At 69.0% G+C, this 23,646-nt stretch carries 15 protein-coding genes; 5 read left to right on the forward strand and 10 right to left on the reverse strand.

Going from position 1 to position 23,646, the window contains the following annotated elements; genetic code table 11:
- Positions 1 to 33: 33 nt before the first annotated feature.
- From ACSVDM_RS28080 to ACSVDM_RS28110, 7 genes are read right to left on the reverse strand one after another with little or no spacing between them, the layout of a single operon-like run.
- A complete protein-coding gene (locus ACSVDM_RS28080) occupies positions 34 to 1,245 on the reverse strand; it encodes a TetR/AcrR family transcriptional regulator (protein WP_439268789.1) in 1,212 nt (403 codons plus the stop codon).
- A 12-nt stretch (positions 1,246 to 1,257) separates the two neighbouring features.
- Positions 1,258 to 3,201 (reverse strand): acetoacetate--CoA ligase, encoded by a 1,944-nt coding sequence (locus ACSVDM_RS28085; RefSeq protein ID WP_439268790.1) that lies wholly within the window; start codon positions 3,199 to 3,201, stop codon positions 1,258 to 1,260.
- A 19-nt stretch (positions 3,202 to 3,220) separates the two neighbouring features.
- Positions 3,221 to 4,036, reverse strand: coding sequence for an HpcH/HpaI aldolase/citrate lyase family protein (locus ACSVDM_RS28090; RefSeq protein ID WP_439268791.1), 816 nt, complete (start codon positions 4,034 to 4,036; stop codon positions 3,221 to 3,223).
- A complete protein-coding gene (locus tag ACSVDM_RS28095; protein ID WP_067485249.1) occupies positions 4,033 to 4,512 on the reverse strand; it encodes a MaoC family dehydratase in 480 nt (159 codons plus the stop codon). The genes ACSVDM_RS28090 and ACSVDM_RS28095 overlap by 4 nt, the downstream gene beginning before the upstream one ends.
- On the reverse strand, positions 4,509 to 5,669 hold the full coding sequence (locus tag ACSVDM_RS28100; protein ID WP_439268792.1) for an acyl-CoA dehydrogenase family protein: 1,161 nt from the start codon (positions 5,667 to 5,669) through the stop codon (positions 4,509 to 4,511). Before ACSVDM_RS28100 ends, ACSVDM_RS28095 begins: the two co-directional genes overlap by 4 nt.
- Positions 5,666 to 7,858, reverse strand: a complete 2,193-nt coding sequence (locus ACSVDM_RS28105) for an acetyl/propionyl/methylcrotonyl-CoA carboxylase subunit alpha (RefSeq protein ID WP_439268793.1) — start codon at positions 7,856 to 7,858, stop codon at positions 5,666 to 5,668. The genes ACSVDM_RS28100 and ACSVDM_RS28105 overlap by 4 nt, the downstream gene beginning before the upstream one ends.
- A 5-nt stretch (positions 7,859 to 7,863) precedes the next feature.
- A complete protein-coding gene (locus tag ACSVDM_RS28110) occupies positions 7,864 to 9,471 on the reverse strand; it encodes a carboxyl transferase domain-containing protein (RefSeq protein WP_439268794.1) in 1,608 nt (535 codons plus the stop codon).
- A gap of 90 nt (positions 9,472 to 9,561) precedes the next feature.
- On the opposite strand from ACSVDM_RS28110, the gene ACSVDM_RS28115 reads away from it, so the two are divergent.
- Positions 9,562 to 10,164: an SACE_7040 family transcriptional regulator gene (locus ACSVDM_RS28115; protein WP_439268795.1), complete on the forward strand. Its 603-nt coding sequence runs from the start codon at positions 9,562 to 9,564 to the stop codon at positions 10,162 to 10,164.
- Between the two features lie 90 nt (positions 10,165 to 10,254).
- Here the strand turns inward: ACSVDM_RS28115 and ACSVDM_RS28120 are convergent, their stop codons facing one another.
- Positions 10,255 to 10,617, reverse strand: a complete 363-nt coding sequence (locus ACSVDM_RS28120) for a hypothetical protein (protein ID WP_439268796.1) — start codon at positions 10,615 to 10,617, stop codon at positions 10,255 to 10,257.
- Between the two features lie 84 nt (positions 10,618 to 10,701).
- Between ACSVDM_RS28120 and ACSVDM_RS28125 the strand changes: the two genes are divergently transcribed.
- Complete coding sequence (locus ACSVDM_RS28125; RefSeq protein WP_439268797.1) at positions 10,702 to 11,127, forward strand: PPOX class F420-dependent oxidoreductase; 426 nt, start codon at positions 10,702 to 10,704, stop codon at positions 11,125 to 11,127.
- 1 nt (position 11,128) lies between these two features.
- Here ACSVDM_RS28125 and ACSVDM_RS28130 read toward each other — a convergent pair whose 3' ends face one another.
- On the reverse strand, positions 11,129 to 11,845 hold the full coding sequence (locus tag ACSVDM_RS28130) for a DUF3105 domain-containing protein (protein ID WP_439268798.1): 717 nt from the start codon (positions 11,843 to 11,845) through the stop codon (positions 11,129 to 11,131).
- Between the two features lie 167 nt (positions 11,846 to 12,012).
- Complete coding sequence (locus ACSVDM_RS28135) at positions 12,013 to 13,194, reverse strand: TerD family protein (protein WP_439268799.1); 1,182 nt, start codon at positions 13,192 to 13,194, stop codon at positions 12,013 to 12,015.
- A 242-nt stretch (positions 13,195 to 13,436) separates the two neighbouring features.
- Here ACSVDM_RS28135 and ACSVDM_RS28140 point away from each other — a divergent pair, with 242 nt between their 5' ends.
- The 3 genes from ACSVDM_RS28140 to ACSVDM_RS28150 all read left to right on the forward strand — a co-directional run.
- On the forward strand, positions 13,437 to 16,904 hold the full coding sequence (locus ACSVDM_RS28140; RefSeq protein ID WP_439268800.1) for an Ig-like domain-containing protein: 3,468 nt from the start codon (positions 13,437 to 13,439) through the stop codon (positions 16,902 to 16,904).
- Positions 16,905 to 16,932: 28 nt separating this feature from the next.
- Positions 16,933 to 17,682: a precorrin-4 C(11)-methyltransferase gene (gene cobM, locus ACSVDM_RS28145; RefSeq protein WP_439268801.1), complete on the forward strand. Its 750-nt coding sequence runs from the start codon at positions 16,933 to 16,935 to the stop codon at positions 17,680 to 17,682.
- Between the two features lie 406 nt (positions 17,683 to 18,088).
- On the forward strand, positions 18,089 to 23,646 hold a 5,558-nt coding region (locus ACSVDM_RS28150; RefSeq protein WP_439268802.1), incomplete at its 3' end, for an amino acid adenylation domain-containing protein.

The following is a 23,646-nucleotide window of genomic DNA, read 5'->3' on the forward strand; positions in this document are numbered from 1 at the left end:
CCGTCACCGTCGCGGCAGGCTGCGGCGGGACAACTAGCCGAGAAGTACCCGGCGCATGAGGAAGCCGACTCGGGCGCGGCCGGCCAGGGGGGTGTTGCCGAAGGCTTGGCCGAGGTCGATGACCATGGCGAAGGCCGCGTGGACGAGGAAGCGGGCCTCGGCGGGGGTGAGGGCGGGGCGGACCTCGCGGACGAGGCGGGCCCATTCCTGGACGCTGAGGCGCTGGATATTGCGCAGGACGGCGCGTTCCTCGGCGGGGACGTGGCCGAATTCGGCGTAGTAGACCACGGCGAGGGCGCGTTCGTCGAAGGTGTCGGCGACGAACTGGTCGATCAGCACATCGAGGGCGGCGGCACTGTGTGGGGTGCTCGCGACGGCGGGACCGATGGCGCCGGAGACCCGGTCGGCGGCGCGGCGGAACGCGGCGGCGAGGATGTCGCTCTTCCCACGGTAGAAGCGGTAGACCGCCGAGGCGGCGGAAAGCCCGGCGGCGGAGGCGATGTCCTCCACACTCACGTTCGGGTAGCCACGCTCGTGGAACAACTCGACCGCTTTGCGCAGCAGCAGTTCGTGTTTGAACGCGGCGGGAATCTGTGCCCGCACCGACTGCTCGGAAGCCGTTGCGGCAGGCGGGAGTTCACACTCGAGCAACGACATGCACGCCGAGCCGAGCAGCTTGTGCACGGCCCGCGCGGGGAGGGCGGCGTGGTGGTCGGCGAGGCTGGTGACCACGCCGAACATGGCCGTGGACACCAGCCGTAGCTCCTCGGCACTCAGTTCCGGGCGCAGGACGGCGAGTTCACGGTCGAACCCGGCGAGGACGGAACTCTGCTGCCGATCGAGAACCGCCCGGTCGGCGGGCTCGAGATAGCGACCCTCCCAGCGCACCAGCGTGACGGTCGCCCGGTTCTCGAGGGTGGCGCCGATGAGCCCGGCGAGCCTGTGCCGCAACCGTTCCGGCGCCGAACGGACCTCGGCGGGTACCTCGACGGCCGTGGTGAAAGCCTGGCCGACCCGCAGCAATTCCTCCCGGAACAACGCGTACTTACTGGGGTAGTGCCGGTACAGCGCGGCCGAGCTGATGCCGAGCGCGGCCGCGATGTCCTCCATGCTCACCCCGTGATACCCGGCGGCCCCGAACGCCGCCGCCGAAGTGGCCGCGATCTGGGCGCGCCGATTCTTCGGCCTGCGCCGCACACCATCGACTACCGACCCACGTGCCACACGAGACTCGCCGACATTCATACCCGAAGTGTATTAAACGGTGTCGGAGGGCGTGATCCGGGCATACCAGTCGAGCAGTGCCGGGTCGTCGACCGCGCTGCGTTCCACCACGCGAGCCGGATCGGCGCCCTGGAAGAGCTTCTTGATGGGCACCTCGAGCTTCTTGCCGGTGCGGGTGTGCGGAATGCCCGGCGCCTCGCGGATCTCGTCGGGCACGTGCCGGGGCGAGACCTCGCTCCGGATGGCGGCATTGATCCGGGTTTTCAGGTCGTCGGTGAGTTCGGCGCCGGGTGCGAGCACGACGAACAGCGGCATCCAGTAGCCGCCGTCGGGCTGTTCGGCGCCGATCACCAGGGCCTCGGCGATCTCCGGGAACTGCTCGACCACCTGGTAGATGTCGGCGCTGCCCATGCGGATTCCGTGCCGGTTGAGGGTGGAGTCGGAGCGTCCGTGCACCACCACGCTGCCGTGTTCGGTGAGCGTGATCCAGTCGCCGTGGCGCCACACGCCGGGATAGGTATCGAAATAGGCGTCGCGATAACGCTTTCCGTCCTCGTCACGCCAGAAATGGACCGGCATCGACGGCATCGGCTCGGTCACCACGAGCTCACCGACCTCGCCGCGCACCGGCTTGCCCTGTTCGTCGAACGCGTCGAGAGCCACCCCGAGATACGGTGCCGACAGCTCACCCGGCCACACCGGTACGGTCGGCGCGCCACCGGCGAAGGCCGACACCACATCCGTGCCACCGCTGATCGAACTCACCTGCACACGCGGGCCGACGTTCTCGCTCAGCCACAGCGCGCTCGTCTCCGGCAGCGCCGAACCGGTGATGCCGACCGTGCGCAGGGCGGACAGGTCGTGATCGGTGCGCGGCACCGCACCGGCCTTGATGCAGCCGAGCACATACCCTGGGCTGGTGCCGAATACGGTGGCACCGACCTGGGCGGCGATGCGCCACAGCGCATCCGGGCCGCCCGCGGTGGGACTTCCGTCGTAGGTGACGATGGTCGCGCCTGCCAGCAACCCGGCGACCTGGAAGTTCCACATCATCCAGCTCGGACTGGTGTACCAGAAGAAGACATCATCGGTGCCGATATCGGATTGCAGCGCAACCGCTTTGAGGTGTTCGAGCAGCACACCGCCGTGGCCGTGGACGATGCCCTTGGGCAGTCCCGTTGTGCCGGAGGAGAACACGATCCACAGTGGATGATCGAAATCCACCGGGGTGGTTTCGATGATGCCGAAATTCTCGTCGGTGACCGTGTCGGCCCAGGCCAGTGCGTCCGGCACCGAGAGACCGAGCTGAGGCACGACGACGGTTGCGCGCAGACCGGGCAGCCCTTCTCGCAGCGCGGCGATATCGGCTCGCTTGTCGTGGTCCTTGCCGCCGAAACGGTAGCCGTCGGCGGTGACGAGCACCGTCGGGTCCAGTTGTCCGAGCCGGTCGAGCGCGGCCTTGGCGGAGTAGTCCTGTCCACAGGCGCTCCACACCGCGCCGATGCTCGCGGTCGCGAGGAAGGCGACGACCGCCTCCGGGATGTTGGGCAGATAACCCACCACCCGATCACCCGCCTCGACCCCCTGTTCGCGCAGGGTGCGGGCGAAAACGGTGACCTGCTCGATGAGGTCCGACCACAGGATCTCGCGTGGTTCGGCGTCCTCGTGCAGGGCGATGATCGCGGGCCTGCCGAACTGGGCCATCCGGATGATCTGGTCGACGTAGTTCAACCGGGTGCCCGGAAACCACTGCGCCCCCGGCATTTCCCGGGAACCGAGGACCTCCCCCGCCGTCTCACCGAGTTCGAAGTAGTCCCACAGCGCCTGCCAGAACCCCTCGAGGTCGTCGACCGACCACTGCCACAGGGTCCGGTAGTCCGGATAGGAGACGCCGGTGCGGGCGGTGACGAACGCGGCGAAATCGGTGATCCGGGCAGCCGCGATGTCGTCGTCGGTCGGTACCCATTGTGGTTGCACTGGCGTGGTCCTCCTCGGTTCAGGACAGGTCGGCGCGGCGCACGATCTGCTCGGCATGACGCAATACCGGTGCGTCCACCATGCGCCCTTCGAAGGCGAATACGCCACGGTGGTTCGGGACTTCGGCGAGAACCCGCCGCGCCCAGTCGGTTTCGGCCTCGGAAGGCGCGTACCCGGCGCGGATCACCGGAACCTGACTCGGGTGGATGGCCACCTTGCCGTCGAAGCCGACCGCGACCGCGTCGAGCGTCTCCGCCGCAAGGCCGTCCAGATCCTTGATGTTCAGATACACCGAATCCAGCGCGAACCGGCCGAACGCCTTGGCGGCGAGCAGGCTGGTGGAACGCACGTGCCGGGCGATGTCGCGGTAGCTGCCGTCGGCGTGCCTGCTGGCATTGCCGCCGAGCCCGGCGATCAGGTCCTCCGCACCCCACATCACCCCGATGGCGTTGTCCACCTGCACCGTTTCGGCGACGCGCACCGCGCCCAGCGGTGATTCGACCAGCACGATGACCTCGCACTGGGCGAGGTTGCGCACCTGCTCGGCGGACTCGCACTTGGGCAGCATCACCCGCCGGTAGTCGGTCTTGGCGAGCACCGCCAGGTCGTCGGTGTGGTCGTCGGTGCCCGCCGCGTTCACGCGGATCACGGTGTGTTGCGGGTCCAGTGGGGTGTCGAGCAGTGCCTGCCGAGCGGCGGCCTTGTCGGCGGGGGCCACACCGTCCTCGAGGTCGAGGATCACCACGTCGGCGGCCGCGGCGGCTTTGGCGAAGCGTTCGGGACGGTCGGCGGGGCAGAACAGCCAGGCCGGGCCCGTCGGCTGCCAGGCGCTCATGTGGTCGGCGCCTTGCGTACCAGGGTCTGCCGGACCGCGGTCGCCACCACCACGCCGTTCTGGTTGCGTGCGGTGTGCGTGAGGCTGACGATGCCCTCGCCGGGACGGCTCTTGGACTCGCGTTTGCCGGTGACCAGGGTTTCGGCGTACATGGTGTCGCCGTGGAACAGCGGGGCGGGCACGGTCATCTCGGAGAAACCGAGGTTGGCGACCAGGGTGCCCTGGGTGAGCTGGGCCACCGAGAGCCCCACCAGCGTCGACAGCGTGAACATCGAATTCACCAGCCGCTGGTTGAACGGGGGCTGGGCGTCGGCGAACGCCGCGTCCAGGTGCAGGGCCTGGGTGTTCATGGTGAGGGTCGTGAACAGGACGTTGTCGGCCTCGGTGATGGTGCGGCCGGGCCGGTGCTCGTAGATCGTGCCGATCTCGAACTCCTCGAACCACAGGCCGCGCTGCACCACGCGCTTCTCGGTCACAGTCCGAGCTCCCTTGCGATCAGCATCAGCTGCACCTCCGTTGTGCCCTCACCGATTTCCAGGATCTTGCTGTCACGGTAGTGCCTGGACACCACGTACTCGTTCATGAACCCGTTGCCGCCGAAGATCTGGGTGGCGTCGCGGGCGTTGTCCATGGCCGCCTCACTGGCCACCATCTTCGCGATCGAGGCCTGCTTCTTGAACGGTTTGCCCGCCAGCATGAGGGCGGCCGCGTCGTAGTAGGCGGTGCGCGCGGTGTGGGCGCGGGCCTCCATCCTGGCGATCTTGAACGCGATGGCCTGATTGCGGCCGATGGCCTGGCCGAACGCCTGCCGCTCGCCCGCGTACCGCACGCTCTCGTCCACACAGCCCTGCGCGGCGCCGACCGCGAGCGCGGCGATGGCGATGCGGCCCTCGTCGAGGATGCGCAGGAAATTGGCGTAACCGCGACCGCGCTCACCGAGCAGGTTCTCGCGCGGCACCCGCACATCGGTGAAGCTCAGCGGATGGGTGTCGGAGGCGTTCCAGCCCACCTTGTTGTAGGCGGGCTCGGCCACGAAACCCGGCGTCGAGGTCGGCACGAGGATCGTGGAGATCTCCTTCTTGCCGCCGTTGTTGCCGGTCACCGCGGTGACGGTGACCAGGCGGGTGATGTCGGTGCCCGAGTTGGTGATGAACTGCTTGCTGCCGTTGATCACCCAGCTGTCACCGTCCTCCACGGCCGTGGTCCTGGTACCACCGGCGTCGCTGCCCGCGTCGGGCTCGGTGAGGCCGAAACCGGCCAGCGCCTGCCCGCTGGTGAGCTGGGGCAACCACTCCGCGCGCTGGTCGTCGTTGCCGAACCGGTAGATCGGCATGGCGCCGAGCGACACACCCGCCTCGAGGGTGATGGCCACGCTCTGGTCGACCTTGCCGAGTTCCTCCAGCGCGAGGCACAGGGCGAAGTAGTCGCCGCCCATGCCGCCGAACTCCTCGGGGAACGGCAGGCCGAACAGGCCCATGTCGGCCATGCCTGCCACGACCTCGTACGGAAAGCTGTGCTCGGCATCGTGTTTCGCCGACACCGGGGCGACGACCTGCTGGGCGAAGTCGCGCACGGTGCGGGCGAGCTGACGGTATTCCTCCGGCAGGGAACCGGTGGACAGGTAGTCGGTCATGCGGTGGTTCCTTCACGTTCGGTATCGGCGTCGGCCGTGTTCGCGTCGTCGGTTTCGGCGGGATGGGCGACGACGCGCACCAGGACTTGGTCCAGCTTCACCTGGGTGCCAGGCGAGGCGAGCACCTCCACCGTGCCCGCTACCGGTGCGGTGAGGGTGTGCTCCATCTTCATGGCTTCGATCACGATCACCGGATCGCCCACGGCGACCGTCGCACCGTTCGCGACCGGCGCCGCGATCACCGAACCCGGCATGGGGCTGCGGATTTCGGCGTCGCCGACGTGGGCGGCATCGCCACGAACGCTTGCCTCCGCCACTTCGCGCAGCACGCAGACGCGCCCGTTGCCGCTCACCCACAGCTGGTCGTCGGATTCGGCCACCCGCACCTTGCGGCGCAGGCCGTCGATGGTGAAGACCAGGCCGTCTTCGAGCAGGGCGCCGGTCAGTGAGCTGGTCCCTGGATCCGCGGGCTCCTCCGAGTGTGTTCGGACGGTCGTTACCGGATCGCCAGGGTGCTGCGTCGTACCCGTGTGTTGTGGCGCGGCTGGGTGTTGTGTGTCGCCTCGGTGTTGTCCCGCGCCCGATGGAGCGGCGTCGTCGTTCGCCAGCCGCACGTGCGCGGAATCCGGTGTGCCCGTGATGAATACGTGGCGCACCTGATCGCCCGAAGCGAGCCGGATCGCGGTCGGCGCCGGCGCTGCGAGTCGCCAGCCCGACGGAATCGACCACAGGTCGGCATCGGGCTTCGGCCAGCGTCGCAGCCAGTGATACGTGGCGGCGGCGATGAATTCGTCATCGGTGGGCTCGGCGGGGGCGAAGTCGGTGACGCGGCGGTCGAGCAGCGCGGTGTCGAGGCGACCCGCCTGTACGTCGTCGTCGGCCAGCAGGAAGCGCAGGAACTCGATATTGCTGGTGACACCGAGCAGCACCGTCTGTTCCAGCGCCCGGTCGAGCGCGGCGAGCGCATCGGCGCGGGTGTTGCCGCGGGCGATCACCTTCGACAGCATCGGGTCGTAGTCGCTGCCGACCACGGTTCCCACGGACAGCCCCGAATCAACCCGGATGCCTTCGCCTTCCGGCTCGGTCAGGGCGAGCACCGTGCCACCGGTCGGGAGGAATCCTCGGCCCGGGTCCTCGGCGTACACGCGGGCCTCGATCGCGTGCCCGACCAGGTGGATCTCGTCCTGGGTGCGCGCCAGCTTCTGCCCAGCGGCCACCCGGACCTGGCATTCCACCAGGTCGATGCCGGTGACCATCTCGGTCACCGGGTGTTCCACCTGCAGTCGCGTGTTCATCTCCATGAAGAAGAACTCGTCGGGCCGGTCGGCGGACACGATGAACTCCACGGTGCCCGCGCCCACGTAGTCGACGCTGCGCGCGGTATTGCATGCCGCGGTGCCGATCCGGGCCCGGGTGGCGGCGTCGAGCAGCGGCGAGGGTGCTTCCTCGATGACCTTCTGATGCCTGCGCTGCAAACTGCACTCGCGCTCACCCAGGTGCACCACATTGCCGAAAGCGTCTGCCAGCACCTGTACTTCGATGTGCCGTGGCCGGGTGACGAAACGTTCCAGGAACAGGGTGTCGTCGCCGAAGGCGGCACCGGCTTCACGACGGGCGCTCACCAGCGCGGCGGGCAGGTCCTCGGCCCGCTCGACCAGGCGCATGCCCTTGCCACCACCACCGGCCGACGGCTTCACCAGCACGGGGTAGCCGATATCGGTTGCGGCCGCGATCAATTGGTCGTCGGTCAGGCCGGGCTCGGCGATGCCGGGAACCACCGGCACCCCGAACGCCGTCACCGTCTTCTTCGCGGTGATCTTGTCGCCCATCACCTCGATGGCCTTGGCGGGCGGTCCGAGGAAGACGATGCCCGCGTCGGCCAATGCGGCGGCGAACGCCGAATTCTCCGACAGGAAGCCGTAACCCGGGTGCACCGCCTGCGCGCCGGAACGCACAGCGGCGTCGACGACCTTCTCGATCGACAAGTAGCTCTCGCGCGCGGGCGCCGGGCCGAGTCGCACCGCGACGTCGGCCTCGCGCACATGGCGCGCGTTCTTGTCGGCGTCGCTGTACACCGCGACGGAACGAATGCCCATGGCACGCAACGTCGTGATGACGCGCACCGCGATCTCACCGCGATTGGCGACCAGGACGGTGTCGAATTCGACGGGTTGGGATTTGTTCAGCATGTCGCTCACATCCGGAAGACGCCGTAGGAAACGGGTTCGAGTGGCGCTTGCGCACACACCGAAAGGGCAAGTCCGAGCACGGTTCTGGTGTCGGTGGGGGCGATCACGCCGTCGTCCCAGATGCGTGCCGTCGCGTAGTAGGGGTTGCCCTGGGTTTCGTACTGCTCGCGGATCGGGGCCTTGAACGCCTCCTGATCCTCGGCCGACCAGGGCTTGCCCGCGCTGTCGAGCTGGTCGCCGCGCACCGTGGCCAGCACCGAGGCGGCCTGCTCGCCACCCATCACCGAGATGCGGGCGTTCGGCCACATCCACAGGAAGCGCGGCGAATACGCGCGCCCGCACATGGAGTAGTTGCCCGCGCCGTAGGAACCGCCGATCACCACCGTCAGCTTCGGCACCCGCGCGCACGCCACCGCGGTGACCATCTTCGCGCCGTGCTTGGCGATACCGCCGGCCTCGTAGTCGCGACCGACCATGAAGCCGGTGATGTTCTGCAGGAACAACAGCGGGATCTTGCGCTTGTCGCACAGTTCGATGAAATGCGCGCCCTTCATGGCGGATTCGCTGAACAGCACGCCGTTGTTGGCGACGATGCCAACCGGATGACCGTGGATGCGGGCGAAACCGGTGACCAGGGTCTTGCCGTATTCGGCCTTGAATTCCTGGAAACCGCTCTCGCCGTCGACGATCCGGTCGATCACCTCGCGCACGTCGTACGGTGTGCGCGGGTCGACGGGGACCACGTCGTAGAGCTCGTCCTCGGGCTTGGCGGGCGGGGTGCTCGCCAGCACCTCCCACGGGGCCTCGGGGCGCGGGCCGAGCGTCGAGACGATATTGCGCACGATGCGCAGCGCGTCGCGGTCGTCGTCGGCGAGGTGATCGGTGACGCCGGAAGTGCGCGAATGCAGCAGGCCACCGCCCAGTTCCTCGGCGGTGACGACCTCACCGGTCGCGGCCTTCACCAGCGGCGGGCCGCCGAGGAAGATGGTGCCCTGGTCGCGCACGATCACGGCCTCGTCGGCCATCGCGGGCACATAGGCGCCACCGGCGGTGCACGAGCCGAGGACCGCCGCGATCTGCGCGATGCCGCGCGCGCTCATGTTCGCCTGGTTGTAGAAGATGCGGCCGAAGTGGTCGCGGTCGGGGAACACCTCGTCCTGGCGGGGCAGGAACCCGCCGCCGGACTCCACCAGGTACACGCACGGCAGGTTGTTCTGCGCGGCCACCTCCTGGGCGCGCAGGTGCTTCTTCACCGTGATCGGGTAGTAGGTGCCGCCCTTGACCGTCGGGTCGTTGGCCAGCACCAGGCATTCCCGGCCCGCGATCCGGCCGATGCCCGCGATCACGCCCGCGCCGGGGCATTCGTCGTCGTACATGCCGTTGCCCGCCAGCGGCGCCAGCTCGAGGAAGGGGCTGCCCGGGTCGAGCAGTTCGTCGATGCGGTCGCGGGGGAGGAGCTTGCCCCGGGCGACGTGGCGTTCGCGCGACTTCTGCGGGCCGCCGAGCGCGGTCGTGGCCAGCCGTTGCCGCAGGTCCGCCACCAGGGCGAGGTGCGCGTCTCGATTGCTCGTGGCGGCCTCGGTGTCATTGCCGAGGTCGTGTGTCACCGTCATCGGGCCATCCTGCCATCCGGTTAATCGCCAATAACTGAAATTCAGGTTAATGTTGATTAACCAAGTTGTCCAGAGGTGGAAGGAGCGCCGGTGGCCGAACCCGTCCAGGCGACCCGGCGCGAGCAGCTCAAGGCGCAGCGCCGAGAGCAGTTGCTCACGGCAGGCGCTCGCTTGATCGCCGACCGGGGTTTCCTCGGTGTGCGCCTCGACGACCTGGGCGCCGCTGTCGGCATCAGCGGACCCGCCGTCTACCGGCACTTCGCGAACAAAGAGGCACTGCTGGTCGAACTGCTCGTCGGCATCAGTGAGCATTTGCTCGCCGGCGGCCGCGCCGTGGTCGCCGAATCGTCGACGGCCGCCGAAGCCCTCGCCGGCCTGGTCGACTTCCACCTCGACTTCGCCTTCGGCAACCCCGAACTCATCCGCATCCAGGACCGCGACCTCGACAAGGTCCCCACCCCCGAACGCCGCGTCCTGCGCCGCACCCAGCGTCAATACGTCGAAGTCTGGGTGGAAGTCCTCCGCGAACTGCGCCCCGGCCTCGCCGAGGAGACAGCCCGCATCCAGGCCCACGCCGCCTTCGGCCTCATCAATTCCACGCCGCACAGCGCGTCGGCCGCGAGTGCGTCCCGAGCCAGACCGGTGCTGCGGCAGATGGCCTTGGCCGCACTGACGGCCGGCTACGAGAGCTGACTGGATCAATCGCGCGCGGAAGGTCGGGTACAGCCCGCGAGTCAACCGAAACGTCCGGCTCCGGAGCCGGTGGACGACCAGCGCCGCCGACTACTCCGCGATGCGGGTCCACAGCCAGCTCGGGCCGACGGTCTCGGCGCCATGCGCTGCGACCCTTGCGCGCAACTCCCGGTCGGCGGTGACGACGATGATCGTGTCGTAGTCCGAGGTGGCGACCACGTCGACGATCGCGTCGTCGCCCGACCTTTCGGCGAGAACGGCTTTCAGCGGGGCGGAGGCCGCGTCCGCGCCTGCTTTCGCGGCGCCTTCGAGCACCACGATGACATCGGTGGTGTCGGTGAGGCCGGCGAGTTCGGCAAGCAATCGCCGTGCGGCACCGGCACGGTCCTTCCACCACCCGTCGGGGCGCGAACCGATGACGTTTGCCGCATCGACGACGATCAGCTGGTCCATCAGCCCAGTCTGCCCCTCCCGCGAGGAGCGACAGGCCTCGCGGGTTCCTGGGTGGCGGCAGGGGAGGGGCCTACGCTGGGGCACATGACTTCCCTGACGGATCCTCAGGTGCGAGAGTTCCTTTCCCACGGCACACGGACGGGCAAGGTGGCGTTCACGGCCAAGGACGGGCGGCCGTTGGTGACGCCGATCTGGTTCATCGTGGAAGGCGATGAGCTGGTGTTCAATACCGGGAAGGAGACCGCGAAGGGGCGCGCGTTCGCGCGGGATCCCCGGGTTGCGGTGTGTGTGGATCTGGAAGAGCCACCCTATGGGCTGGTGGAGGTGCAGGGGACGGTCGAGTTGTCGGAGGATCCGGCGGAACTGGTGCGGACCGCGACCGCGATCGCCGCCCGGTACATGGGTGCGGACCGGGCCGAGGAGTTCGGCAAGCGCAACGGGGTGCCGGGGGAGCTGGTGGTGCGGGTGCGGCCGACGAAGATCATCGCGCATTTCGACATGACCGGGTAGGTCAACGGGGCGCGGGCACATCCGGTTCGGGCGGGAGGACGGGTACTTCGGTCGGGAAGACGGGCTCGTTGTCCATCGGTGCGGCGTCCGGGCCGGGAGTGGACGGGTCGTACGGCGCGGGATCGCGGTCGAAGATCGGATTGCTGCAGGAAGCGCCGGGTTCCGGTGTGGTGTAAGGGTTGTTGCGCAGGGCGGTGATGAACTGGTCGACGCGCGCGTCGGTCGCGCTGTCGAGGACGAGCTGGTGGCCCCACGACTGCAGCGAGATCGGATCGGCCATGTTCGGGATGGGCGACATGAAGGTGTATGTCCTGCCCTGCACCTTGTTCCGCAGCGTCGCCTGATCGTCGGCACTCACCCGCGCGGGGTCGTAGGCGATCCACACCGCGCCGTGTTCCATCGAGTGCACCGCGTTCTCGGTCCGGATGCCCTCGGGATAGACGACACCGTCGCAGGCCGCCCACACCGCATCGTGCGTGCCACCCATCGGCGGGATCGACGTGTACGCCACCCGCTGCGTGCTCGGCACATGATTGCCGAGCGGGTATTCGGCGGTGACGACACCGGGGATGTCCTTCGCTGGGTCCTGGTTGTCCTCGGAGGGCGCGAAGCTGTCCATGGCCGTCGTCGGATGACCGGTCTTGGTCTCGTTACACCCCGTCAGCGCGGCAGCCGCGACCACTATCAGACTCACACCCAACTCGACCCGAACCCGCATGGCGGCCGCTCCTCCTCGTCCTGGCGGCACACGCCGTCCGCGACCGAACCTACTGCTGGAACCCGCCGATCGCATCGGTCGGCCACCGAAGTCGACCCTACTGTTGATACGGCGACCACATGGTCCACGCGGCCGACTCCGCCGCGCGGGAGGGGTCTCCGGGCCGACTATCGACTAGACAGCACGAACTGTTTGCCCGGGTCGACCATCTTGCGCACGGTCGCGCCTTTCGAATACTCCCCGAGCGCGGTCATATTCCAGCCGTGGGCGGCGCGGGTGAGCATGGCGAGGAAGACGCCCGTGGTCGGTTCGCCCTTGGACAGTTCGAAGCGGACCAGTTCGGCGCCCGTGTGGTCGTCGAGGAGGCGGCAGTGTGCGCGGCCGACCTGGTCGAACTTGTGGCCCGCGAAGGAGTTCACGGTGAAGATCAGGGCGTAGACCTCCGGGGGAAGGGCCGTCAGGTCGACGGTGATGACTTCGTCGTCGCCGTCACCGTGGCCGGTCAGATTGTCACCGGAGTGTTCGATGGCGCCGTCGAATGCCTCGCGACGTAGGAACCAGACGTTGGTGAGTTTCTTGGCCCGGTCGTCGTAGGCGATGACGGAGGCGTCGAGGTCGACCTTGGTGCCGTGCGTCGCCGGGTCCCAGCCCAAGCCCATTCGCACCCGGGCGAGCGGTGGTGCACCGGTCTTGGTGAGTGACACGGTTTCGCTCTTGCGAAGGGTCACATGGCCTTTCGACAGGTCGACCGTCGGGTGTCCGAACCGCGGTGGTTCGGCGGGGGTCGTGGGCGCCGATCGAACCTCGGTCGGTGGGGCAGGCTGAATCTCGGCGGGTGACGGCTGAACCTCGGCCGGTTCGTCGTCGACGGTGATGCCGAAATCGGTTGCGATACCCGCCAACCCCTGCGCGTACCCCTGGCCGACCGCGCGGACTTTCCACCCGTCCCCGCGCCGGTACAGCTCGCAGGCGATCAACGCGGTCTCCGACCCGAGTCCGGTCGGTGTGAACGCGGCGAGCTGGGCGCCGGTCGATTCGTCGGTCACCGTGATCCGGGGCGGTTCGGCCCGGCCCCAATCGGCGGGCCCGGTGCCGTCGAGGCTGGCGGTGAAGGCGATCCGGTCGATGTCGGCGGGCACCGCGCCGAACGACACCTGGACGGCCTCGGCCGAGACGACCTCGACGCCGGGGGCGACCGGTTGGTTGTAGAAGACGAAATCGCTGTCGGAGCGCACCTTTCCGGCGGCGGTCAGCAACAGTGCGGCGAGGTCGGCTCCCGTAGCGGCCGCCACCGTGATCCGCACTTCGCTCGACGGCACCGGTGCGTTCGCGCCCTTGGACAATTCCATGGTCTACCTCAACTCGTCTCCGGAGCCCGCAACGGCCTTCGTCGTCACCGAACCTACTGCCGTGCCCGGCGGGCAGCCAGCCGAGCACACGCCAGGAAACCGGCGCCGCGCCCCGGGCCCGACCCATCGACAACCACGATGACCAGCAGGAATACGCGCGTCGCTGGCAGGTTGAGGCGACAACCAGGGCTACCGTTTCGACAAGTTTCGTAAGCAACGACGCTGGCGAACGGAGTTCTGGCATGGCCGGACGGACTGTGGCCCAGGCGTGGGTCGCCGCGTTTCTCGGTGTGGTGCTCGTGCTCGGCACGACGACGCTCGCGCGATCCCAGCCACCTGGCCCATCCGACCAGCGCCTGTCCGACCATTTCGAGGATTCGGAAACCGGCTTGTCGATCGACGTGTTCTATTGCAGCGACCGAACCCGGACCTACCGGGTCCCAGCGGGCACGACGAGCCTCTATATCGAGGCCGTCGGTGGACAGGGCCAGACACCGAACCCGAACTTCACCGGCATCGGCGGGCTCGGCGGCCAGGTCAGCGGCGGTCTGCGGGTGAGCCCGCAGCAGGAGTTCCAGGTCCAGGTCGGGTGCGCGGGTGGCGAGAACGGCGGCTTCTCGCCGTACGCCTCCGGTGGTGCCAGGGGCGAAGCGGTCGACCAGCTCACGAATTTCGGCACGGTCTACTCGAGCGGCTGGGACGGCGGTGGTGGTGGCGGCGCGTCGGCCGTGCTCGGGCCCGACAACGAGCCCGTGCTTGTCGCGGGCGGCGGAGGCGGCGCGGGTGGCAACGCCCCGGACTGCTATTCCGTGTCGCCCGTGCAGGATTCGACGTTCTTCTACTGCGGTGGCGGCTCCCGACGCGACGGCGGTGACGGTGGCGACGGCAGCGCGGCGGTCGGCTGGCAGGAAGGCCCGCCGTGGACCGGCGGAGCGGGGGAGAACAACCCGGCGGGCACCACGCCGAGCGGCCTGACCTGCGGCGGCACCCGAGCGGGCGGCGCGGGCCACACCTTCGACAAGACCGGCGGCGGTGGTGGCGGGGGCGGCGGGGGCGGCGGCTACCTGGGCGGAGCCGGGCAGGGCGGCGGCTGCGGCGGAGCGGCCGCACCGGAGACACCGATCACGCACGGTCCGCACGCCGCGCCGGGCGCCGGTGGCGCGGGTGGTGGTGGCGGGACTTCGTATGCGTCGCCGAGCCTTTCGAAGGCAAGCGTGACCACCGCGTCGGTCTCCGGTGACGGCTACGTCCTGTTCCTCACCTCGGCCGACGGTGTCCGCACGACGACCTTCGGTGTGCACGGCGAATCCGCGCAGTACTACTGCGTCGGCGACGGCGTGGACGAGATCTTCGCCGACGTACTCGGCGGGTCCGGCGCGGGCGGCGGTCACGACTTCGGCGATGTGGGCACCGGTGGCGCGGGCAGCGGTGTGCAGGCGGTGATCGCGGTGCAGGAACGCAAACAGTTGAAGATCGATGTCGGGCATTACGGCGGGCCCGGCGGCGGATGGGGATACGGAACCGGCGGGGCGCGTGGCACCGCCGACTCCGGCGCGTCCTACAGCGGGGCGGGCGGTGGTGGTGCGTCGGCGGTGAGCCAGAACGCCGCCGACTGCGGCACGCGACCGTCCTCCGACAACCGGCCGATCATCGTCGCCGGGGGCGGTGGCGGCGGCGGTGGCAACGGCTTCAGCGCCGACGGTGGCGACGGTGGCGACGGCGGTCCCCAGCCCGGTGACGGCACCAGTGGCGGCTTCGGTGGCGGCTTCGGCGGTGCGGGCGGCAGCGAGCGTGGCGTGCACGGCGGCCACGCCACCGGCAGCTCAACCGGCGGTGGGGGCGGTGGCGGTGGCGGCGGCAGTCACGGCGGCGGCAAGGGCCACGGCGCGCAGGACGGCAACGACGGCGGCGGTGGCGGTGGGGGCGGCGGCGAGTCGATCGTCGACAGCGTCGCGAACCAGCCACCGCACTTCTACAACGGGCCCGACGGCAGTCACGGCAATCGGGACCGGCTCAACGACGGCAAGGTCCAGCTGATCGTCCCCATCCCGTCGAAACGCAGTCGGGTGGAACTGATCTCCGGCAACAGCCAGAGCGCCTACTCGGGACAGCCGTTCGCCGAACCGCTGCGGGTGCGCTTCGTCGACGCCATCCACGGACCGCAGGCGGGCAAATCGATCACCTTCGCCATGCCCGCCGATCAGCCGCCCGCCGCCGTGTTCGACAACGGCCGCGACACGATCCGGGCGACCACCGACGCCGACGGCTACGCCCAGGTGAACCTGACCGCGCTGCCCGCGACGCGGCAGGGCGAACTGCCCGGCGGTTTCCTGGTCGACGCGTCGGCCACCGACGATCCGGCCCACCTGATCGGCGGCGCGGTGTTCCGGCTGCACGACGACCAGGTACCGACCGAGATCGAGGTGACGACGACCGCGCCGAACCACATCGCCCAGGTCGGTGAACCGGTCGGCTTCAGCGCGAAGGTGACCCAGAAGCCGGGAACCACACCGGCGTTCGGGACACCCACCGGGCATGTGCGCTTCGAGATCGACGGTGTCGCGACACCGGGACCCATCGAGCTGGTCGACGGGGTGGCGACCCTGCCGCCGGTCGACGGCCTGCGACCCGGCACCCACCACGTGCTCGCGACCTATCTGGCCGACGACCCGACCAGGGTGTTCGCACCCGTCTTCGGCAGTGTCGGAGTGCTGGTGCAGACGGTGAAGGTGCCCACCGAGGTCCATCTGACCCTCCCACCACCGCCGGTGCTCGCCGGTGCGGTCGTCGGCGCCACCGTCACCGTGCCGGCACCGAAGCCGGACGCGCCGAAACCCACCGGCGCCATTCAGTTCTCCCAGAACGGTTCCGCACTGGGCGATCCGGCGAGCCTCGGCCCGGACGGCACGGCGAGTTCACCGCCGTTGCGGGCAGGCTCGGGCACGGTCGAGGCGCACTATTCCGGTGACGAGGTCTACGAGCAGTCGACCGGCCGGGCCGAACTCACCGTGTACACCGCCACCTCGACGACGAAGGTGAGCGCCAGCCACAACCCGGTCACCTACTTCGAGCAACTCCATCTCACCGCGACGGTCACCCGTGACCCCGCAGGCGAGATCGACACCGGCACCGTCCAGTTCTCCGCAGACGGCAAGCCGCTCGGCGCACCGGTCCCGGTCGACGCCGGGCTCGCCATCGCCCGTGATGTCGACGTCTCCCACCTGGGCTTCGGCACCCATCTGATCACCGCCGACTACTCGGGCGACGCGGACTCCGGCGTGGCGCCCAGCCGCGGCACGATGACGCTCTGGGTCCTGAAGGTCGGCGGTTCGCCCGGCGACCACCCCAGCGATGTCGGCGTGCACCTCGACCTACCCCGCACCGCCGACCCTGGCCAGCGGGTGACCGCGACCGTCACCGTCACCAATGTCGGCGGACGACAAGCCGCCGACGTCGAAGCCCGGTTGTCGACCCAGGGCTGGCACCGCCTGGTCGATCCCGGCGGCGGTGAGGTGCGGCCAACGCATGTGCGATTCCGGCTCCCCACCCTGCAAGCGGGTGAGACGCGGACCTTCACCGTCGTCCTCGAAGCGCCACAGCGCCTGGCGCTGATCACCTCGTTCCTGCACGCGTCGAGTGCGAGCACCGATATGAACCCGGCCGACAACCTGCACCTCGCCTCGACCTTTGTCCGGGCGCGAATGAGCTGAGACCTTCTCGGCGTTCTACGCTGCTGCCATGACGGTGCATTTCATCGGGGCGGGCCCCGGCGCTGCCGACCTGCTCACGGTGCGCGCGGTGAACCTCCTGCGCGACAGCCCGGTCTGCCTGTACGCGGGCACCTACCTCGACCCCGAGGTACTGGCCCACTGCGCGCCCGGCACGGAACTGATCGACACCCAGCGCCTTGACCTGGACCAGATCACCGCCCACCTCGTGCAGGCCCATGAGGCGGGTAAAGATGTCGCCCGTTTGTGCTCGGGCGACCCGTCCATCTATTCGGCACTCACCGAACAAACCCGCCGCCTCGACGCACACGGCGTCCCCTGGGACATCACCCCCGGCGTCCCCGCCTACGCGGCGGCCGCGGCGATCCTCGGCACCGAACTCACGATCCCCGAGGTGGTGCAGTCGGTCGTCCTGACCCGCACCCAGGCCCGCTCGACGAAGATGCCCGAGGGCGAGGCCCTGGCGAACTTCGCCGCCACCGGCGCCATCCTCGTTCTGCACCTGGCCATCACGAGGATCGCAACCCTCGCCGACGAACTGGCCGAGGAATACGGCCCCACCTGCCCGGTCGCCGTCGTCTACCGAGCCAGTCAGCCCGAACAAGTGGTCCTGCGCGGCACCCTCGCCGACATCGCCGCCCAGGTCGAATCGGCGGGTCTGCGCCAAGCCGCCGTCATCCTCGTCGGCCGTGCGATGAACGTCCCCGCCACCTGCGCCCAGTCCCACCTCTACGACCCGGCCCGTCAGCGCGGTGAGTGATCCGCGCCCGGGCATGTGACCCATCACTCAATCGCTCGCGCGCACGACCGCGAGAGTCGGGATGTGAGGTGCACGGAACAGTCAGCAAACCGGGTGCAACGGATCTACCTGGGTCGATGCCCGCCAGCTATGGAGGTGGTTGGTTGCGGGGCAGCGGCACCGGTAGATTGGTGCGATGGTTTGCGACGAGCACACCGGCGCGGTCGGCCGGACGGTCCGAAGCATGGTCTCGGCCATGTAACGAGATCGGCTGAGCCGACAGATAGTGCCTATGGACATTTTTTGCCTGATTGATTTCGAGAATTGAACCCGAGACGCAGGCGCCACCGCTGGTTCTGGCTGGGCGTCTGCGTTCCGGTGTCGTCGGGGAGCGCCTGGAACGGGTGTTCCGGAAGCGAGGTTTGGGTTGGACCGGCTGGATTTCGGCGGAAACGGCGAAACTGGTGACGGACGTGGAGGCTCTTCGGAGTACTTCCCGCTCTCGCCCGCACAGCTGGGTATCTGGTACGCGCAGCACGTCGACCCGCTGGTGCCGATCAATATCGCCCAGTACGTCGACCTGCGTGGCCGCCTCGATGTGGCCGCGCTCGAGCGTGCGAGCGCCGGTGCCGCCACCGACCTCGAATCGGGCTGGCTGCGCATCGTCGAGATCGACGGCGAGCCGATGCAGACCATCGACCCCACCCAGGACGCGACGCTGATCTATGTCGATCTGCGTGGCGAGGCCGACCCGGAGGCCGCCGCCGCCGAGTGGATGCGCGCCGAGTACAGCCGCCCGCTCGACATCGTCGCCGACCGCCTGGTGCAGGCCGCCGCGCTGCAGCTCGAGGACGAGCGCTGGTACTGGTACGCCCGCGTCCACCACATCGTGCTCGACGGTTTCGGCGCCAACAACTTCGTCAATCGAACGGCACAGCTCTACACCGCCGAGGTCACCGGCATCCCGGCCCCGCCGAACAAGGCCGCCGATCTGCGCTCGCTCTACGAGTCCGAGATCGCCTACCGCGACAGCACCCGATTCCAGTCCGACAAGGAGCACTGGGCCCAGCGTGTCGCGGGCCTGGAGGAGGGCAGCAGCCTCACCGGTCGGTCGGCGCCGCCGTCGCCGGTCAACGACATCACGAGCGCCGCGCTGTCACAGGACCAGGACGACCTGCTCGCCGCCGCGATCACCCGCCACGACAGCACCGCCGCCCCGCTGCTGATCGCCGGCTTCGCCGCCTACCTGGCCCAGATCACCGGCACCGAGGACGTCATCCTCAGCCTGCCGGTCACCGCCCGCACCACCGCGACCATGCGCCGCTCCGGTGGCGCGACCTCCAATATCGTGCCGCTGCGCCTGCGCGTCGGCCACGACACCACGGTCGCCCAGTTGCTGCGTTCGGTCACCACCGAGGTGTCGGGCGCGCTGCGTCACCAGCGCTACCGGCACGAGGACATCCGCCGTGATTCGGCGGGCGACGGCATGGTCTCCACGGAGTTCTTCGGCCCGTGGGTCAACATCATGCTGTTCGACAACCAGCTGCGCTTCGGTGACATGGAGGGCACGCTCAACGTGCTGTCCACCGGGTCCATCGAAGACATGGGCGTCAACTTCTATCAGTCGCACGGCGGCACCCGCTCCCACATCGACTTCGAGACCAACCCGAACCTGTATTCGGCCGAGGAAGCGCGCACCCACCACGCCCGTTTCCTCGAGTTCTTCGACCGCTTCCTCGCCGCCGACGCCGAACTGCCCGTGTGGGCGCTGCCCGTCACCGGCGCCGAGGAGCTGGAACGCTCGCTCACCGAGTGGAACGATTCCGCGCACGAGGTCCCCGCGACCACGCTGCCCGCCCTGCTCGACGCCCAGGTCCCGCGCACGCCGGACAACATCGCCCTCGACTTCGAGGGTGAAACGCTCACCTACGCCGAGTTCGCCGACCGGGTGAACCGGCTCGCGCGTTTCCTGATCGCCGACGGTGTCGGCCCGGAATCCCTCGTCGCCCTCGGCATGCGCCGCTCGCTGGAGCTGGTGATCGGCATGCACGCCGTGCTGCGCGCCGGTGGCGCGTACGTGCCGATCGACCCGGATCATCCGGCCGACCGCACCGCCTACATCCTCGAATCCGCGGCACCGGTCTGCGTGCTCACCACCAGCCGTGACGAGCTCGACCTGCCCGCCGATGTCGCGCGGGTGGAGATCGATCGACTCGACACCACCGGTTTCGACGCCACACCTGTGTCCGATGCCGACCGGCTCGCCCCGCTGCGCCCGGACAACACCGCCTACGTCATCTACACCTCCGGTTCCACCGGCCGGCCCAAGGGCGTCGCGGTCACCCACCACGCGATCGTCAACCAAGAGCTGTGGATGCTCGACGAGTACCGGTTGACCGCCGACGACGTGTACCTGCAGAAGACCGCGACCACCTTCGACGTGTCGCTGTGGGGGTACTTCCTGCCGCTGATGGTCGGCGCGAAGCTGGTCATCGCCTCGCCCGACGGGCACCGCGACCCGCTGTATGTCGCGGACATGATCGAACGCCACGGCGTCACCGTGACGGATTTCGTGCCGTCCATGCTCACCGTCTTCGTCTCGCACGCCACCGCCGCCCAATGTGCTTCGCTGCGTGCGGTTTTCGTGATCGGTGAGGCGCTGCCGCCGGAGACCGCCGCCGGTCTGCGCGCCATTTCCAGCGCGGGCCTGCACAACCTGTACGGCCCTACCGAGGCCGCCGTCTCCGTAACCTATTGGGAGGCAACCGAAGCCGACACCGTCACGGTGCCGATCGGTATCCCCGAATGGAATGTCGGAGTCTACGTGCTGGATTCGCGGCTGCGCCCGGCCGCGATCGGGGCACCGGGTGAGCTGTATCTGGCCGGTCGCCAGCTGGCCCGCTGCTACCGCGGCCGCCCCGACCTGACCTCGGACCGCTTCGTCGCCAACCCCGTCGGTGGCCCCGGCGAGCGCATGTACCGCACCGGTGACCTGGTGCGCTGGAACAGCGACGGCGTCCTCGAATACATCGGCCGCACCGACTTCCAGGTGAAGTTCCGTGGTCAGCGCATCGAGCTCGGCGAGATCGAGACCGACCTGCTCGCGCACCCGAGCGTCAGCCAGGCGGCGGTGCTCGTGGTCGACACCGCGACCGGTCAGCAGCTGGTGGCCTACGTGGTGCCCGCGCCCGGTCAGTCCGCCGACCCGGCGACCCTGACCAGGTTCGTCGCCGAGAAGCTGCCGAGCTACATGGTGCCCGCGTCGATCATGGTGCTCGACGCGTTCCCGCTCAACACCAGCGGCAAGCTCGACCGCAAGGCCCTGCCCGAGCCGGTATTCACCGCGGCCGCAGGCGATTTCCGCGCGCCGCGCACCGCGGCCGAGCAGATCGTGGCGGGCATCTTCGCCGATGTGCTGAGCCAGGAACGGGTCGGCGCCGACGACAACTTCTTCGAACTCGGCGGCAACTCGCTGGTCGCCACCCAGGTCGTGGCTCGCATCGGCGCCGCGTTCGGGATCCAGCTCGGCGTGCGCGCCCTGTTCGAGACCCCGACCGTCGCCGGCCTGGCCGCGCGGGCGGAAGCCGTTGCACCCGCCGAGATCTCGTCTCGCCCGCCGCTGGTCGCCCAGGAGCATCCGGATCGGGTGCCGCTGTCGCTGGCTCAGCAGCGGATGTGGTTCATCAACCAGTTCGACCCCGCCGCGCCCACCTACAACCTGCCCTTCGTGGTGCAGATGAAGGGCCGTGTCGAGGTCGACGCGCTCATCGCGGCGCTCAATGACGTCGTGGTGCGCCAGGAGTCGCTGCGCACGATCTTCCCCGACGCCGACGGCGGCTTCCAGCAGGTGCTCGGCGCCGACGAGTTCGATCTCGGCATCACCGTGTCCTCGATCGATCAGGCCGAGCTGGCCGCCGAGCTGGTCGACTTCGCTTCGAGGGGTTTCGACGTCACCCTCGAACTGCCGATTCGGGTGCGGATCTACCGGGTCACCGGCGGAACCACCAATGGCACACCGGAATACGCGGTCGCCTTCGTCGTCCATCACATCGCCGCCGACGGTTTCTCCTTCGGCCCGCTGGCCCGCGATGTCGCCACCGCCTACCTCGCCCGCGCGGCGGGCCTGGCTCCCGCGTGGGAACCGCTGCCGGTGCAGTACCGCGACTACACGCTGTGGCAGCGTGAGTTGCTCGGTGCGGAGTCGGACCCGGAGTCCATCGCGGCCCGCCAGATCGATTACTGGCGCCGGGCGCTGGACGGCCTGCCCGACCAGCTCGACCTGCCCGCCGACCGGATCCGCCCGCAGCAGCAGAGTTTCCGTGGCGCGCAGCTGGCCTTCGACATCGACCCCGACCTGCACGCGGACCTGATCGCCCTGGCCCGTGCCAAGGGCGTCACGCTGTTCATGGTGCTGCACGCCGCGCTCGCGGTGCTGCTGTCGCGGCTGTCCAACACTCGCGACATCGCGGTGGGTACCCCCATCGCCGGTCGTGGTGAGCAGGCGCTCGACGACCTGATCGGCATGTTCGTCAACACCCTGGTGTTGCGTTCCGACGTGGATCCCGGCCTGTCGTTCGCCGATTTCCTGGCGCGTACCCGCGACACCGACCTGGCCTCGTTCGGCAATGCCGATGTGCCGTTCGAGCGTCTCGTCGACGTGCTCAACCCGACCCGCTCCCAGGCGCGCCACCCGCTGTTCCAGGTGATGCTGTCGTTCCAGGAGATGGCGCACGGCGAGCTGGAGCTGCCCGGTCTCACGGTGAGCGCCGACGAGCTCGAGGTCGCGATCGCCAAGTTCGACCTGCAGTGGACCATCACCGAACAGCACAGCAGCGGTGGTGCCCCGCAGGGTCTCGCGGCGGTCGCGCAGTTCGCGACCGATCTGTTCGACGCCGAGACCGTGCAGTCGTTCATCGACCGGCTGCTGTCGATCCTGCGCGCGATCACCGTCGACCCGTCGGTGGCCGTCGGTGACATCGATCTGCTCGGTGAGCAGGAACGCCTCGATGTGTCGCGCGAGTGGGTCAGTTTGGCCCCCGACGGTGGCACCGGGCAGTTCGCCGACCGGTCGACCACCCTGGTCGACCTGTTCGAATCCGCCGTCGCGGCGCATCCGGACAATGTCGCGGCCCGCTACGGCGCGGAGTCGCTGACCTATGCCGAGCTGGACCGCCGCGCGAATGCGTTGGCGCGCAAGCTGATCGCCGACGGCGCGGGCCCGGAATCGTTGGTCGCGGTGATCCTGCCGCGTTCGCTGGATCTGGTCGTCGCCCTGCTCGCGGTGGTCAAGACCGGTGCCGGTTATGTGCCGGTCGACCCGACCTACCCGGCCGAGCGCATCGCCTATGTGCTGGAGGATTCGCGCCCGACCAGCGTGGTGATCGATGCCGACTCCGAGGTGGAGCTGGCCGACGACCTGCCCGTGCTGGTGCTCGGCGAGCTCGACGACGCCGATGGCGCGCCGCTCACCGACGCCGACCGGCTGGCGCCGCTGTCGCCGGACAATGTCGCCTACGTCATCTACACCTCCGGCTCGACCGGTCGCCCCAAGGGTGTCGCCGTCGCGCACCGGAATGTGGTGCGGCTGTTCGCGAACACCGATCGTGATTTCGGTTTCGGTCCCGACGACGTGTGGACGCTGTTCCACTCCTACGCCTTCGACTTCTCCGTCTGGGAGCTGTGGGGCCCGCTGCTGTTCGGCGGCACCGTGGTGGTCGTCGACTACTTCACCTCACGCTCCCCGGAGCAGTTCCTCGATCTGCTGCGCACCGAGCGTGTGACGGTACTCAACCAGACCCCGTCGGCCTTCTATCAGCTGGCCGAGGCCGACCGCAATGCCGGTCCCGGCGTCGAGCCGCTGAGCCTGCGCTACGTGGTGTTCGGCGGTGAGGCGCTCGAGCTGCGTCGCCTGTCGGATTGGGTTGCCCGCCACGGTGATTCGTCGCCGACGCTGGTGAACATGTACGGCATCACCGAGACCACGGT

Source organism: Nocardia sp. JW2 (assembly GCF_051843015.1).
Taxonomy (GTDB): Bacteria; Actinomycetota; Actinomycetes; order Mycobacteriales; family Mycobacteriaceae; genus Nocardia; species Nocardia coubleae.